12 protein-coding genes are annotated in these 14,843 nt (G+C 52.0%); 8 read left to right on the forward strand and 4 right to left on the reverse strand.

Annotation, left to right across the window (positions count from 1 at the left end):
• Positions 1-33: 33 nt before the first annotated feature.
• From R70331_RS14865 to R70331_RS14880, 4 genes are all read left to right on the forward strand, one after another.
• The gene (locus R70331_RS14865; RefSeq protein ID WP_042176763.1) at positions 34-1,053 is read left to right on the forward strand and encodes a Gfo/Idh/MocA family oxidoreductase; all 1,020 of its coding nucleotides are present in this window, start codon (positions 34-36) and stop codon (positions 1,051-1,053) included.
• Position 1,054: 1 nt separating this feature from the next.
• Positions 1,055-2,047 carry a Gfo/Idh/MocA family protein gene (locus tag R70331_RS14870; protein WP_042176765.1) on the forward strand — a complete coding sequence of 331 codons (993 nt, stop codon included), beginning with the start codon at positions 1,055-1,057 and terminating at the stop codon, positions 2,045-2,047.
• A 165-nt stretch (positions 2,048-2,212) separates the two neighbouring features.
• Positions 2,213-5,014 carry a DUF8487 domain-containing protein gene (locus R70331_RS14875; protein ID WP_231576512.1) on the forward strand — a complete coding sequence of 934 codons (2,802 nt, stop codon included), beginning with the start codon at positions 2,213-2,215 and terminating at the stop codon, positions 5,012-5,014.
• Positions 5,015-5,151: 137 nt separating this feature from the next.
• Positions 5,152-6,045, forward strand: coding sequence for a hypothetical protein (locus R70331_RS14880; protein WP_042176768.1), 894 nt, complete (start codon positions 5,152-5,154; stop codon positions 6,043-6,045).
• 136 nt (positions 6,046-6,181) lie between these two features.
• Here R70331_RS14880 and R70331_RS14885 read toward each other — a convergent pair whose 3' ends face one another.
• On the reverse strand, positions 6,182-7,372 hold the full coding sequence (locus tag R70331_RS14885; RefSeq protein WP_042176771.1) for an ROK family protein: 1,191 nt from the start codon (positions 7,370-7,372) through the stop codon (positions 6,182-6,184).
• A gap of 228 nt (positions 7,373-7,600) precedes the next feature.
• On the opposite strand from R70331_RS14885, the gene R70331_RS14890 reads away from it, so the two are divergent.
• From R70331_RS14890 to R70331_RS14900, 3 genes are all read left to right on the forward strand, one after another.
• Positions 7,601-9,358, forward strand: coding sequence for a methyl-accepting chemotaxis protein (locus R70331_RS14890; protein WP_042176773.1), 1,758 nt, complete (start codon positions 7,601-7,603; stop codon positions 9,356-9,358).
• 192 nt (positions 9,359-9,550) lie between these two features.
• Positions 9,551-10,204, forward strand: coding sequence for a hypothetical protein (locus R70331_RS14895; RefSeq protein ID WP_052419067.1), 654 nt, complete (start codon positions 9,551-9,553; stop codon positions 10,202-10,204).
• A gap of 59 nt (positions 10,205-10,263) precedes the next feature.
• Entirely contained in the window at positions 10,264-11,886 is a 1,623-nt protein-coding gene (locus R70331_RS14900; protein WP_042176775.1) for a glycoside hydrolase family 5 protein, read from the forward strand.
• A 103-nt stretch (positions 11,887-11,989) separates the two neighbouring features.
• Here R70331_RS14900 and R70331_RS14905 read toward each other — a convergent pair whose 3' ends face one another.
• Together R70331_RS14905 and hmpA are read right to left on the reverse strand one after the other, a co-directional pair.
• Entirely contained in the window at positions 11,990-12,526 is a 537-nt protein-coding gene (locus tag R70331_RS14905) for a flavin reductase family protein (protein WP_042176777.1), read from the reverse strand.
• Positions 12,527-12,624: 98 nt separating this feature from the next.
• Positions 12,625-13,806: an NO-inducible flavohemoprotein gene (gene hmpA / locus R70331_RS14910; protein ID WP_042182717.1), complete on the reverse strand. Its 1,182-nt coding sequence runs from the start codon at positions 13,804-13,806 to the stop codon at positions 12,625-12,627.
• Positions 13,807-13,959: 153 nt separating this feature from the next.
• On the opposite strand from hmpA, the gene R70331_RS14915 reads away from it, so the two are divergent.
• Positions 13,960-14,454, forward strand: a complete 495-nt coding sequence (locus R70331_RS14915; protein WP_042176779.1) for an RrF2 family transcriptional regulator — start codon at positions 13,960-13,962, stop codon at positions 14,452-14,454.
• Here the strand turns inward: R70331_RS14915 and R70331_RS14920 are convergent.
• Positions 14,402-14,821 (reverse strand): hemerythrin domain-containing protein, encoded by a 420-nt coding sequence (locus tag R70331_RS14920; protein ID WP_042176781.1) that lies wholly within the window; start codon positions 14,819-14,821, stop codon positions 14,402-14,404. The genes R70331_RS14915 and R70331_RS14920 overlap by 53 nt on opposite strands.
• Between the last annotated feature and the right edge of the window lie 22 nt (positions 14,822-14,843).

A 14,843-nucleotide genomic window follows, 5' to 3' on the forward strand; every position in this document is an offset into this window, starting at 1 on the left:
TAATAAACGAAAAAGAACCCAGGGGGAATCAACATGCTAACCATCGGCTACATCGGCAACGGTAAAAGCACCAACCGCTATCATCTGCCTTTTGCCCTGAACCGGGATCACCTGAAGGTAAAAACCATATATGCCCGCAATCCGCACAAAGCCGAGTGGGACAAGGTTCCCGGTGTACTGTATACAGATGAGCTGGCTGCAGTGATGAACGATCCGGACATTCAATTGGTGGTTGTATGTACACATCTTGATACGCACTACGAATATGCCAAAATGGCGCTGGATCACGGCAAGCATGTGCTGGTCGAGAAGCCGTTCATGATGAGTGCAGAGGATGCGAGGTCTATTTTTGAATATGCCCGTGACAAGAAGCTGATTATCCAGTGTTACCAGAACCGGCGGTATGATTCCGATTTTCTGACAACGAAGCAGGTTATGGAATCGGGCAAGCTTGGTGAGCTTCTGGAGGTAGAGATGAATTACGACTACTACCGCCCGCAGACGCCGGAGTCGGTTACCAGTTTCTCCAAATACAGCAGCTTCTTATACGGGCATGGCGTACACACGGTAGATCAGGTCGTTTCAACCTTCGGGACGCCGGACCGGGTGCAGTATGATGTACGGCAGCTGCTCGGCAACGGCAGAATGAATGATTATTTCGATCTGGATTTCTACTACTCTTCGCTCAAGGTATCGGTCAAATCGAGCTTTTTCCGCCTCAAGCCGCGTCCGAGCTTTGTTGTATACGGGAAGAAGGGGGTGTTCGTCAAGCAGACGATAGACCGTCAGGAGGAGCATCTGAAGCTGTTTTATCTGCCAAAAGGGCATGACGACTTCGGGCTGGATACGCCGGAGCATTACGGTACGCTCACCTATCAGGATGATGAAGGCCATTATCACGAAGAAAAAGTAGTGTCGGCAAAAGGGGATTACGCCCGGCTCTATGATGATATTTATGAGACGATTGTGAACGGCGCTGATAAGTCGGTCGCTGACGATGAAACCATCGCCGTCATGGAATTGCTTGAGCAGGGGATTGAGGGGTGCAGCTGAGATGAAGCTTGGAATTGCAGGTGCGGGAAATATTGTTCAGGATTTGCTAAGTTTTGTGCAGGAAATACCCGGAATCAGTCTGGAGGCCATTTGCTCAAAGCCGGAGCATGAGGACAAATTATTAATGCTGCAAAAGAAACACGGTATCTCACGCATCTATCACAGCTATAACGGTATGCTGGCGGATGACGACGTGGACACTGTCTACATTGGTCTGCCGAACCACCTCCATTACACCTATGCCAAAGAAGCGCTGCTAAGCGGCAAGCATGTAATCTGTGAAAAGCCGTTCACCTCCAATCTCGAGGAGTTTCTGGAGCTTGAGAAGCTTGCCGTGCGCAGCGGGCTGATTCTGCTTGAAGCGATCTCCAACCAATATCTGGGCAGTTACCTGCTAATGAAGGAATATCTGCCCAAGCTGGGTCCGGTCAAAATAGTAGAATGCAATTACTCGCAGTATTCCTCAAGATACGATGCCTTCCGGGCTGGAGAGGTGCTGCCGGCCTTTGACCCCGGGATGTCCGGCGGAGCGCTGATGGATATTAATATTTACAATATACACTTCGTGGTCGGCTGCTTCGGCAGTCCGCAAAAGGTGCAATACTCCGCCAACATGGACCGCGGAATAGATACTTCAGGTGTCCTGCTGCTGGACTACGGCGGATTCAAATGTGTCTGCATCGGAGCCAAGGACAGCACTGCACGTAATGCTGTGAACATTCAGGGAACAGACGGGTATATTCACCTTTCGGGCTCGGCGAACAGTGTGGACGGTTTTGAATATGCTGCGAACAGGCAGCAGCCGGTCAAGGTAAACAGGAAAAACCATGAGCACCGGATGTACGATGAATTTATGGCGTTTGAAGCGATGATCCAGGGTAATGACAGGGAATCAGCGAACCGGATGCTGGAGCACAGCCGCAGGGTTATGCAGGTTGTGGAGCAGGCGAAGCAGTCGGCAGGCCTGGTGTTCGGGTCAGATCAGAGCAAATAGAGATGTAAGCCGTGCGGGCAACCGTACGGCTTTTGGCTGTAATGCTAAGATTGTATCTTTGTTAGTGTTGTTATTGTTATTATTATATAAATTGATAACGACACAGTGACAGGCTATAATGATACCCAGGACTATATATGATTAGGAGTGGGATTCTTGCATACTATGATCAATCTTGAAGGCAAGTGGAAGCTGCAGCTGGATGCAGACAAACAAGGGCTGGTATTGCCGTTCTCCGATACCATTGATTTACCGGGAACGACGTCATATGCGCGTAAAGGGCCGAAGAATGAGAAGACTCTGATCAGTGCCCTGACGGATGAATATCTGTTCGAGGGGCAAGCCTGGTTCTCCAGGGAAATTGAAATACCGGAAGAGCTGGCCGGCAAAAGCTGCAGGCTGTATTTGGAGCGGACCCGGATGACAACGCTTTATCTGGACGGTACGGAAATCGGCAGCCGGGATAGCCTGAACACCGCCCATATCTATGATTTGGGCAAGCTGGCGGCGGGCAGTCATACCGTGACTGTCTGCGTCAGCAACACAGGATATCCCACCAAAGGCGGGCATTTAACCTCAGAGGATACCCAGACCAACTGGAATGGCATTACCGGGCGGCTGGAGCTGCAATTTTTCGGGGAATCTTACTTAAGTGATATCCGGCTTACTCCTGATGTAGCTAACCGTTCAGTCCGGATTACAGCCATACTTGATGGAAGCGCTGAGACTGAGCTGAATATTTCTGCTGCAAGCTTTAATGGGGCTGAGGGAGCCGGTCATTCGGCCGCCAGCCAGTCCTACACCGTTGAACCGGGACCATTCAGCATTGAATATAGCCTGGGAGCAGATGCGCTGCTCTGGAGTGAGTTTGCGCCGAATCTCTACAAGGTGAATCTTACATTGAACAGCGGGGATAGCGCTCCGGAGGACCGTAATGAGCTGATCTTCGGCTTACGGGAGTTCAAGGCGGACGGCGATAAGTTTGCAATTAACGGACAGAAGACCTTTCTGCGCGGCAAGCATGACGGCCTGATCTTTCCGCTGACCGGCTATGCGCCGACTGATGTGGAGGAATGGGTGAGAATTCTTGGGATTTCCAAATCTTATGGAATCAATCATTACCGGTTCCACACCTGCTGTCCGCCGGAAGCGGCCTTTACGGCAGCAGACCTGCTCGGAATCTACATGGAGCCTGAGCTGCCGTTCTGGGGCACCATTACGGAACCGTCTGACGATAACCACAATCAGGCTGAGCAGGATTATCTGGTAAGTGAAGGTTATGCCATTCTGCAGGCATTCGGAAACCATCCGTCCTTTGTAATGATGTCTCTGGGTAATGAGCTGTGGGGCAGCAGAGCCAAGATCGACTCCATTTTGAAGGAATATAAAGCCTTTGACAGCAGACCGCTTTACACGCAGGGCTCGAATAATCACCAGTGGGTGCCGGAAATTCTGGAGCATGAGGACTTTTTCTGCGGAGTCCGGTTCTCCAGAAGCCGCTTGTTCAGAGGCTCGTATGCGATGTGTGATGCGCCGCTGGGTCATGTTCAGACCGCTGTTCCAAGTACGATGAAGGATTACGACGACCAGTTCGTTCCGCCGGCGCAGGTTAAGGGTGGAGACGAAGGCGCAGGAGCCGGCGGTGAGATCCAGATCCAATACGGCACTGAAGCCAAAACCGTCCAGGCGGACGACACCTCAGGTGAATGGATTCCGCATATTCCGGTTATCTCGCATGAGATCGGCCAATATGCGACCTTCCCGGATTTTGAGGAAATCGCTAAATACAGCGGACCGCTTAAAGCTAAGAACTTTGAAATCTTCCGGGAACGGCTGGAGAAGAACGGCCTTGGCCATCTTGCGGCCCAATACTTTGCAGCTTCAGGGAAGCTTGCGGCAGCCTGCTACAAGGAAGAGCTGGAGGCAGCCTTCCGGACCAGACGGCTTGCCGGCTTCCAGCTGCTGGATCTGCAGGATTTCAGCGGACAGGGTACCGCACTAGTCGGTATACTGGATGCTTTTATGGACTCCAAAGGGATGATCACGGCGGAGGAATGGCGGACCTTCTGCAATGATGCAGTCCTGCTGGCGAGATTCACGAAATTCAATTATGTGAGCGGAGAGCTGTTCCATGCGGATGTTGAGCTCAGCTGGTTCCGCAGCGCTGCGCCTGACAGACTGGAGCTGAACTGGGAGCTTGGCGGAGACAATGGAATTTTGGGAAGCGGCACTGTTGTAGCGGATAGTGCAGCTGAAGCCAATTATTATCAGATTGGTGTGGTTAAGTTGATGCTGCCTGCTGTTGCTGCAATGACAGCCGTTAAGCTGAACCTGCAGATTGCCGGTACAGACATCCATAAGAGCTATGACCTGTGGATCTATCCGGAACTGAACAGTACCGGACTGGACGGAGTGCATGTATTCAAGGAACTGGGAGCTGAAGCACAGGCGCTGCTGGAGCAGGGCGGAAATGTACTGCTGATGCCTAACCCGGATTCTCTGAACAATGCCGTTCAAGGCTTTTATAGTACGGATTTCTGGTGCTACCCGATGTTCCGCTCCATCTCTGAGAGTATGAACCGGCCGGTGCCGGTCGGCACGATGGGACTGCTGATTGATAACAGCCATCCCGTGCTCCGCAGCTTCCCGAGTGAAGAGCATTCAACCTACCCGTGGTGGAGCATCATCGAGCATTCGAAATCACTGATATTGGACGGCACGGATCAAAGCTGGAGTCCGGTTGTCCGGACGATCGACAATTTTGAACGCAATCATAAGCTTGGCTTCCTGCTGGAATGCCGTGTAGGTACCGGAAAGCTGCTAATCTGCCCGCTTGATGCCGATAAGGCAGCAGAAACACCTGAAGGCAGACAATTCCTGTCCAGCCTGACCGGTTATATGGGCTCTGAGGAGTTTAATCCTGCATATGTGTCAACGATAGAGGAGCTGCAGCGGATTATTCAATAAACGGATAGTGTCGGCTGAGGGTGCAGGAATTATTCCAGATCCTTGCCGCATAGTCCGGCCTGGTGCCATTTACCAGTTCTATGCCTGCGAAATAGTGTTAAGGTAGAGGACAGCAATGGATACGAGGTGATAGGTTTATGATTAAGAAACACTGTTTGTTCTGTGATGCGATTGTTCCCATTGAACGTGAAGGGGAATACGACCGCTATCTGGATTGCTCCTGCTCGCCTGGCGGGTACTATGATCTGCGTAAGGACAGCTATGATGAGATCAACGCACTGCCGCATTCCGCCAAGCGGGATTTGCTGCACATCATATCGGCTTACATTAGAGAGAAGACGGATCGCGGCGAGGCAGTATATTTGTCGGCCGGTGATCTGGAGCCAATCGCAGGCAGCCCCCGAACCCCTGTGACTATTGAGGATAAGGGGAGCCGGCTGCTGCAGTTTCTCTACAGGCATTCGGATGCTCCCGGTGATCCGGTTATGATTCATCCGCTGTCGTCCAGCTATAACCTGACCTATTCCCCTAATCTGCAGGAATTGGTCTATATCATAGACAAGCTTGGTACTGAACAGCTGCTCGTCCGCGAAGGGATGAATTTTCAGCTTACACAGCAGGGCTGGAATGAAGCCGCTGCAAGTGCAGGCGGGAAGAAGCTGAAGCCCTGCTGTGTGCTGCTGGGCGGAGATGAAGAGCATTACAGCCTGTGGCAGGATAATCTGCTGCCCGTAATCAGCCAATATGGTTATCTGCCGGATATTCTCAGGCATCCGGCCCCGACGGAGAACGGACAGTATACGCTGGGACAGCTTGCAGAGAGCCGGCTGATTGTTGCGGATCTGACCGGACGGCCTGCCGGTGTCTACTTCGCCGCCGGCTATGGGCTGGGGCTTGGTATTCCGGTAATCTGGACTGTGCACAGCAGCAGTGCCGCACAGCTGGATGTCCTGCTGCAGGACATCCGTCCGCTGGTATGGGATACAGCGGAAGAGCTAATTGTGCTCATCCGGCAGAAGCTTACTAAGTAACAATGGAACCGGTAAGATAGCCGGCTTAAACGTAGAACAGCCAGTATCGAATCTAAGAAGATTCGATACTGGCTGTTCCTCTATATCTTGAGTAGAACAAGTCAATAATTGAAGGAGGCGGAGGGGGGCGCAGTTATTAATTCAATTGCCATTCATGAAGCAGCATGATTGCAGCACCAGTCGCCACGGCTTCATCCCTTAGAGCGCCTTGCGTGAATACGGGACTGTATTCAGGATAACGGTACGTATTCTTTTTGGCTACTTCTACGGCTGTGGTGAACACCAGCGGATCTGCATTGACCAGCGGACCGCCGAGAATGACATATTCCGGATGGAAGGTATTAATCAGATTGGCCAGTCCGATGCCCAGATAATGCGCCGTTTCGGTAAACTGCTCCTTAACAAGGATATCGCCCTGTGCAAGCGCCTCAGCCAGTACAGGGAACGTAAGCCGCTCAGGAGCAAGGCCGGAGAGCAGGCTGCTGCGGCCTCCGGCAAGCTGGCTGCGGATGCGCTCCTCAAGTGAGGGGATGGATACATAGGCTTCCAAAGCACCGTAGTTTCCCTTCTCCCGCAGCCGCGGGCCTTCCGTACGGATAATCATTTGTCCGACAGCCCCCTCGGTGTCAACAGCACCACGGATAATTTGGCCGCCGGACATCAGGCCGGAACGGATATTAACCCCGGCATGGACATAGAGCGCATGCTCCACCTTCTCTTCACGGAAGGCCCAGTGCTCGCCAATCAGAGCCGTATTCGCACCATTGTCGAGTCTGGCCGGAACACCCAGCCGTGCAGTAAGCAGCTCACATACCGGAACATTCTTCCAGGAGGGGGAAGGAAACAGCTCGGGTTCCAGAATGACTCCGTTTTTTTGGTCAAGCGGGCCAACGGCACCAACACCGATCCCCAATAGCTGATCTGGTGTAATGCCTTCTCTGTCCAGAAACGTCTCAGCCGCCTCTCCGACAAGCTCTACCAGCCGCCCGGGCGTCATATGGGTATCCATTTCCCAGCGTGTCAGCGACAGTGTCTTCAGATGCAGATCGTATAGCCCAAGCTTGGAGTAGAGCCGTGATATTTCAAGCCCCAGCAGGTAGCGGTGCTTAGGGTTGGTCTGGAACAGAATCGGCTTTCTTCCGCCGGTAGAGCTGCCAAATCCCGAGACAATGATCAGCCCCTGGGAGATCATATCTTCAAGCAGCCGGGTCAGGCTGCTGCTGGCTACTGCGAAATGCTGGAGCAGATCGGCCTTCGAAACGGTACCATGCTCGAATATCCGCTCATATACCTGTTTTTTGATTGAAGGAGCAGTGTGCGTAATCATATGTATTCATTCTCCATTTCCAAGTCAAATAGTCGGGTTATTTCAAGTATAGCCGGGGACATCCGTTTTTTCTAGTCAATCCGCTGAAAGCTGTAAAATTTGCTTATTAAAAAAAGGATTTTCAGAAAATTTGTCGAAATTTTTCGGGTAGAGGGACATTTGTCATTGCAAACTCTGCCATTCCCTACTACATAATACGCATTTGCGCTGCGCGAAAGGAACGTCTCCATGTTTGCTTTTATCCGTACAAGTCTGATTGCCCGGATTCTCTGTGTCACAGCAGCCGTTATTCTGTGTATTACAGCCGGGAACATCGCCATTCAACGGGCGAACACCGGGTCTGCCGTTCAAGGGACCATCAGCAGCTACAACATGAGCATTGCCGGCAGTTATGCCGCACAGCTCGATGCCGAAAGGTACAGCAGCTTTCTGGCAGATCCGCAGGAGACGGACCTCTATTGGTCGCTGCGGAACGAGCTGGACCAATTCCGTGAATCCATCGGAGCCCGCTATGTATACTTTGTCAGGTTTGATGAAGCCGGCCAGCCGCTGCTCATGATTGACGGCAGGCCGGAAGGAGATCCGCTGGCCTCACCGATCAATGAGCAGACAGACATGCCTGCATCTGCGGTAGAGGCTGTACAGGCTGGAGAGAATGCCAGCTCAGAGCTGATCAAAAATCCGGAATACGGGGATTATATTTCAGCCTTTGTTCCGGTCAAAAATGATCAGGGTGAGCTGATCGGCGCACTGGGGATCGATACAGATGTGTCTGTCCTCAGCACTTTAACCGGAGATGTGCTGCTCCAGAGTCTTCCGCTCTACGGTATTATTCTGGCTGTTTCCCTCACTGCGCTGGCCGTTCTCGCCTGGTTCGTGACCCGGTCGCTGCGCCCGCTGCATACGATAACTGCAGGTGCAGAAGCGATGGCTGCCGGGGATCTGGCAGAAGCCTCCCTGATCCTGCACGGCCGGCCAGTCACCTCCAGGGATGAGATCGGTACTGCTTATCAGGCAATGCTCAAGATGTCGGAGGAACTGAATACAAGGGTAAGCGGTATGGTCTCCAACGTGTCCACAGCCTCGGATTACCTGTACGGGACATCGGAGACCTTCAGCAGAAATGCTGATGATGTGCTGCGGATGAGTGAGACGATCAACGGTAAGATCAGCGATATATTTGCCGGAGCCAATACCCAGACAGAAGGTGCGGAGAGCAGCGCACTTGCGATGGATGAGATGGCACAAGGCATTGCCAGGATATCGTCTGCGGCTGCTTTTGTATCCGGCTCTGCTGTAGAAGCGCTGGATAAGGTCAATACTTCTCAGGCAGCGGTGTCAGAGATGAACCGGCAGATGAAGTCCATCGCTGAATCTGCGGATGAGACACTGAATATGGCCGGCTTGCTCCAGAGCTATGCAGCAGAGATTGAAGGAGCGCTTGCTGCTATCAGGCAGTTCGCTGACCAGACCAAGCTGCTGGCGCTTAATGCATCCATTGAGGCTGCCAGGGCCGGCGAGCATGGGCGCGGCTTCACCGTCGTTGCCGGTGAAGTGCGTAAGCTGGCGGAGGGCTCCTCGGCTGCAGTGGAGCGTGTTGCGGATCTGCTGACCCAGATAGGCAACGCCTCTTCGGGTATCGGTACACGGATGGCTGAAGCCTCCAGGGAAGTAACGGAAGGTGTACATATGTCAGCCGGGGCGGAGGCTGCGCTGCTTAAGGCCTCCGATGCATTCCGTGAAGTGGCGGAGCAGATCATTGATGTCTCTGCTACAGCCCAGCAGCTTTCTGCGGGCTCAGAGGAGGTTGCCGCCGCAGTGGGAAGCATGGCTATGATTGCCGGAGGTGTATCAGAGCAGACCCGTCAGATCCGTGAGTTGACGGATCTGCAGCTTGAGAAGATTAGAGAGGTATATGAGGCCTCAATGGTAATTAGTACGAACACCAGCGATATGCGGGAAGCAATCCGCCAGGTCCGGGTGTAAGTACCGGAATCTGTCTATTGCTCTACGGCTGCAGCCTCCCGAACAGGAAGGTGCAGCCGTTTTTATATACCTGCCCGGCGCGTTTGTGTGCGTCCAGTCCGGTATTCACTTCAGGCTGAGCATGTTATAGTAAACTTTGGGAAACGGCAAACCTATCATTGCCGATAACAATAACAGGAGTGGATTCCATTTATGATCTCTCGCAAAATTTACCGGGGAATATGGAAAGAGGGACAAGCGGCGGACGGCCTTGCAGCCCTGCAGGAAGATTCTGCAGCCAAACAGCTGGTTGAGGAAGGCAAGCTGATGACAGTAGCTGCGTTTTCCTGGCAGAACAACGTTTTTCTCTATTATGAATGCACCGGAACAGAGATAGAGCCTGCCTTGGTGGCTGGTACAGCCGGACCCTATCTGATTGACTGGGAAGGAGAGGCGGCTCCCCGGAAGTGGATTGAAATGATTGATGTCTTTCACTTCAATGAACCGGCCGGCTATGAGCATTGGCTGCGTAAGGCGGCAGTGGAGCGTCGCGGGGGCAGAGTTGCCCATCTGAAGCGTGAAAAGGCAGCCAGCTATATTTATTATCATTACCAGCTGCAGGAGGAGCGGGCATTCCACGGTAATAAATACGATATCATCGCTATGCATGAGAATCTGCTGTTCGGCTATCAGGAATTTCCGTCAGTAGTGGAAGAGCCTGTAGTCCCGGGAAGACTGAATACCACAGGAACCCCGGTACCGTGGGAAGACTCCCGGATGGATCTGCATTTCCAGCCCTGGGAGGACGACGGCTATTTGTATTTTAAACCGGTTGAGACCGTATTCGCCTACTACATAGAAGGCTAAGCCTCGAATAGAAGAGTTGTAACCGCTTCATATATTGCTGCAGGAGGTCGATCGGACAGATGAATGAGAAGATGAGCAGCTCCAGAGTCACAGGTTTTCTTAGGGCAGAGGGCAGAACGGTTGTGAACGGCAAGGGCGAAGAGGTGCTTCTCACCGGCTGGGGGCTTGGCAACTGGCTGCTTCCGGAAGGCTATATGTGGACTACTGATGGCAACAGCAGATTTGACCGTCCGGCACGGATTGAAGCTGTAATTCGTGAACTGACGGGGACGAAATATGCAGAGCAGTTCTGGACAGTATTCCGTAACCGTTACATCACTAGAGATGACATCAGGCTGATGGCAGAGCAGGGCTATAATTCTGTGCGTATTCCGTTCAACTGGCGAGTTCTAATGGAAGAGGAGCCGGGAATCACCTGGAAAGAGGAGGGGTTTCGGCTCATTGACCGTTGCCTGGACTGGTGCGAGGAATATAAGCTCTATGCCTTTCTGGACCTGCACGGGGCTCCGGGCGGCCAGACCGGTGCGAATATCGACGACTCCGTTGATGATGTGCCGAGACTGTTCACGGATACGGACAGCTGGAACAAGGGGATCGCTCTGTGGGGACAGCTGGCAGAACGGTACAAGGACCGCTGGATTGTCGGCGGCTATGACCTGCTGAATGAACCGATCAAAACGCCGTCTGCCGGACAAGATTTCGATTATCTGGTTCCACGGCTTGTCCAGTTCTATGAGGAGGCTGTTGCCGTTATCCGGGCAGTGGATGATAAGCACATGCTGTCTATCGAAGGGCATCACTGGGCGACGGACACAAGTATTTTCCATAAAAAGTATGATGACAATATGATCATTCATTTTCACCGGTATGCCTGCTACCCGGATCTCAGCTCCTTCACGGAATTCCTTGAAGTGTCTGAGAGATTGAATGCGCCGTTATGGCTGGGGGAGAGCGGTGAGAATCTGAACGAGTGGTATACCGCCATCTATCCGCTGGCTGCGGAACTGAATATCGGCTACAACTTATGGCCGTGGAAAAAGATGGACAACACCAGCTCGCCATATTCCGTGCATCTGCCTGAGGGATGGAACTTGCTGATCGATTACACGAGAGGCGGTGCCCATCCCGGTTACGAGCAAGCCCATGCCATTCTGGATCAGTATCTTGAGCATATCCGGGTTGAACACTGCCGGTATAATGCCGATGTAACCTATGCTGTGTTCAGAACGCCGGGCTGTACCGTCCGGGCAACCGATTTTGACCAGCTGCCGGGCAAAGGGGAGGCGTTCAGCGGGCTGCGAATAGAAGGAAATCCCTTTAAATACCGGACAGGGACCGGGATGCAGATTGTCGAGGAAATCGGGCGGAAGGATTTGACTAAACGTTTCTTCTTCGACATTTTGTGGGACCGGTTCGCTCTTGAGCTTGAAGGCGGAGAATTCGCCGTCTACACAATCAATGATACCCGGGAAGAAAGCAGCGTCTCCTTCACCTATAGCAGTGATGAGCCTGCGGATGTAGCTCTTTTTCAGGATGATCGGGAAATAGCTTCATTGACACTTCAGCCCGGGGAGAATAAGCAGACCATACCGGCGGTAGGGTTAACGGCTGCGGGAAGCTCAAAGGTCATGATTCAGGTCATATCAGGAACTATGCGGCTCGACCGGATTATTTTTGCATAAAAAATAAGCAGCGCTTCTCCGTCATCAGGGGAAGCGCTGCTGTGCGCTGGAATGTTACGTAGTAGTATGTTGCCGCCGCTGAAAGTACAGTCTGATAGGCAGCCTATTGCATAAAGCGGAAGCTTTTTTGACGGCCGTCTCCGAAATAGAGGATGTTATCCAGCTCTGAAGCCTGAAGTCCGCCTTCCTCATTCAGTACATCTCCGGCAACATACCGGCCCTTAATTTTAGCGAGAATGTTAGTAATTCCCTTGAACTGGTCATGCTCTATAACATCGATCAAAGTGCATTCAATCGCAACCGGGCATTCCCGGATAACAGGTGCGTTGACGGTATTAGCCTGCTCATGTGTCAGATCAACATGGTCAAATTTGCTGATGTCCTGTCCGGAATGCGCACCAACGTAGCTGACAGCGTCCATAAGTGTACGGCCTGGGATATTAATGACGAAATCACGAACCGCTTTGATCTGGTTAACGGCAAACCCTTTGCTGCTGAAGCCCAGCATCATCATGTCCTTAAGTGAATAAGAAGAGGAGATCGGCGTCACATTCGGCTTACCGTCCGCATCATAAAAGCTTACAAGGATAACCGGGAACCCATAGTACATTTTCTCATAATCAACAGCTACCTTTTCCATTTATACAATCCTCCTGAATATGTATACCGCGTAGAGCGGCTTCTATACAAAAGGATAGCGCAAGCCGGAAAGAAGCAAGGGTGACCAGACGCACAGGTCTAATTGTTCTCCAATTGCAAAGCCGGACCAAAGAACTCGTAATGAATCTGCTCTTCCTTCATCCCGAGCGTAATCAGCTCCCGGATCATGGCTTCCATGAATGGAACAGGTCCGCACACATAAGCGTCTCCGGTAACATCCACATAGCTTTTCAGGATTTCGCCTGTAATCACACCGTCAGGTCCGCCGGACAGGAAGGTCTTGGTCTTGGCGTTGCTCATAGCGGCTGCGTACTTCTCAACGTCATCTCGGAAAGCGGCGAGGGCTTCGTTGCGTGCAGAATGCAGGAAAACAACCGGACGGTCAGGTGTAGCTGTGGCAACCGTTTCGAACATACTCATCATCGGGGTAATGCCTACGCCGCCGGAGATGAACGCTACAGGTGTGGTTTTGGAGACATCGAGCATGAATTCACCGGCAGGGGCGCTGACTTCTACAGTATCGCCTTCGTTGACCTGACTGTGCAGGAAGACAGACACGACTCCATTTGGATCGTTTGCTTCCTCACGTTTTACGGAAATGCGGAATTCATCCGCTTTTGGCGCCTGGGACAGACTGTACTGACGGATCATCGTATATTTCTCGCCGGGAATTAGCACACGCACAGAAATGTACTGGCCTGGCTTGTAATCCGGAACATTGGAGCCATCCGCAGGCTTCAGATAAAAGGAAGTGATATTGCCGCTCTCCTGCACTTTACGGGCAACCTTGAACGGTTTGAAGAAATTCCAGCCGTTTTCCTGCTCACGGGCTTCTTTATACATGCTGTCCTCAACCCCGATAAAAGCGCCGGCGATAACGCCGTAAGCTTCTTCCCAGGCCTGCAGAATCTCAGGTGTGGCAGCTTCGCCGAGTACTTCCTTAATCGCTTTCAGCAAAAATTCACCGACGATCGGATAATGCTCCGGCTTGATGCCGAGGCTGACATGCTTGTGGGCAATCTGGACTACCGCAGGCAGAATGTTCTCCAGGTTATCAATGTGTACGGCTGCAGCATACACTGCGTTCGCAAGTGCGGCCTGCTGACGGCCCTGGGCCTGGTTGGCGTGGTTAAATACATTTAACAATTCCGGGTGGGCTTCGAACAAATTACGGTAAAAGACAGTTGTGATGGTTGTTCCGTGTTCTGCCAGTACCGGCGCTGTCGACTTAACAATGTCACGTGTGTGCTGTGATAAAATAATGTTCATCCCCTCTCAATTCATGCAGGATTAATATATACTGAATTTTAATTAAAAGATATATTTAAAATACCACTTTAACAAAATAGACAAATTTATTAATATTGTTTGTAACATATATCACTTACTAAACACGCGGATCGGAGGCAGGACATGAGGCTGACTTTATATACAGACTACTCCTTGCGGATTCTTCTGTATCTTGGAGCGAAGGAGCGGGAGGAGCTGTCAACGGTACAGGGTATTTCGGATGCGTATCAAATCTCTAAGAATCATCTGATGAAGGTTTCCCATGAACTGGGTAAGGCGGGATTTATCGAAACGGTAAGGGGAAGGGGAGGCGGAATACGTCTGGCGAAGGACCCCTGCCGCATAAATATCGGGGAGGTCGTCCGGCGGATGGAAGATGATCTGTATCTCGTCGAATGCTTCCAGCCTTCAGGCGGGCATTGTCCGATCTCCCCGGTGTGCGGTCTTAAAGGCGTACTGGGCAAGGCGCTCCAGGCCTATCTGCAGGTGCTTGATGAATATACACTGCAGGATTTACTGATAAACAAAGATGACTTGCGGGCTCTTCTTGTGCAGCCGGATCAGGCTACTTCTCCCCGAACAACAGACGCTCCTCATCCCGGCTATGAACAGCATTAACAACCAGCAGGGCGTGGAGCTGTTGAAGCACTTCCGGTGTGAGTCCTTCCTGCGCAAGAAGGGCTTTGGTATCACTGACAATAATCCGCATTAATTCATGATCACGGGCAAGCCGGATAACCGCGTCCTTAAGGCTCGGCTGCTTCTCTTCCATCTCCTGATAAAAGCCGTCCTCCTCCGCATCAGCGTGGCTGAGAATCCGAGTCTCCCAGTATTCCAGCAGATGCTCAGCCGCCTGGCGGGCCACCTCGAATTCTTTTGCCTCAAGCAGCTCCTCTACTTCCTCGGTTTTACTTATTGCACCGGCCAGACCGCCCTCATGAATGGCATGATGGGCATGCTGCTGGCGTAATGAAGGTCCTCCCATGTCGTTCATCCTCTCCTTATTT

It is taken from the genome of Paenibacillus sp. FSL R7-0331 (assembly GCF_000758645.1).
Taxonomy (GTDB): Bacteria; Bacillota; Bacilli; order Paenibacillales; family Paenibacillaceae; genus Paenibacillus_AQ; species Paenibacillus_AQ camerounensis.

Excerpts from the sequence above, each read along its gene's own strand:
- R70331_RS14875 (WP_231576512.1), top strand. The coding sequence starts at position 2,213 with ATGATCAATCTTGAAGGCAAGTGGAAGCTGCAGCTGGATGCAGACAAA.
- R70331_RS14890 (WP_042176773.1), top strand. The coding sequence starts at position 7,601 with ATGTTTGCTTTTATCCGTACAAGTCTGATTGCCCGGATTCTCTGTGTC.
- R70331_RS14885 (WP_042176771.1), bottom strand. The coding sequence starts at position 7,372 with ATGATTACGCACACTGCTCCTTCAATCAAAAAACAGGTATATGAGCGG.
- R70331_RS14900 (WP_042176775.1), top strand. The coding sequence starts at position 10,264 with ATGAATGAGAAGATGAGCAGCTCCAGAGTCACAGGTTTTCTTAGGGCA.
- R70331_RS14905 (WP_042176777.1), bottom strand. The coding sequence starts at position 12,526 with ATGGAAAAGGTAGCTGTTGATTATGAGAAAATGTACTATGGGTTCCCG.
- R70331_RS14870 (WP_042176765.1), top strand. The coding sequence starts at position 1,055 with ATGAAGCTTGGAATTGCAGGTGCGGGAAATATTGTTCAGGATTTGCTA.
- R70331_RS14920 (WP_042176781.1), bottom strand. The coding sequence starts at position 14,821 with ATGGGAGGACCTTCATTACGCCAGCAGCATGCCCATCATGCCATTCAT.
- R70331_RS14895 (WP_052419067.1), top strand. The coding sequence starts at position 9,551 with ATGATCTCTCGCAAAATTTACCGGGGAATATGGAAAGAGGGACAAGCG.
- R70331_RS14880 (WP_042176768.1), top strand. The coding sequence starts at position 5,152 with ATGATTAAGAAACACTGTTTGTTCTGTGATGCGATTGTTCCCATTGAA.
- R70331_RS14865 (WP_042176763.1), top strand. The coding sequence starts at position 34 with ATGCTAACCATCGGCTACATCGGCAACGGTAAAAGCACCAACCGCTAT.
- R70331_RS14915 (WP_042176779.1), top strand. The coding sequence starts at position 13,960 with ATGAGGCTGACTTTATATACAGACTACTCCTTGCGGATTCTTCTGTAT.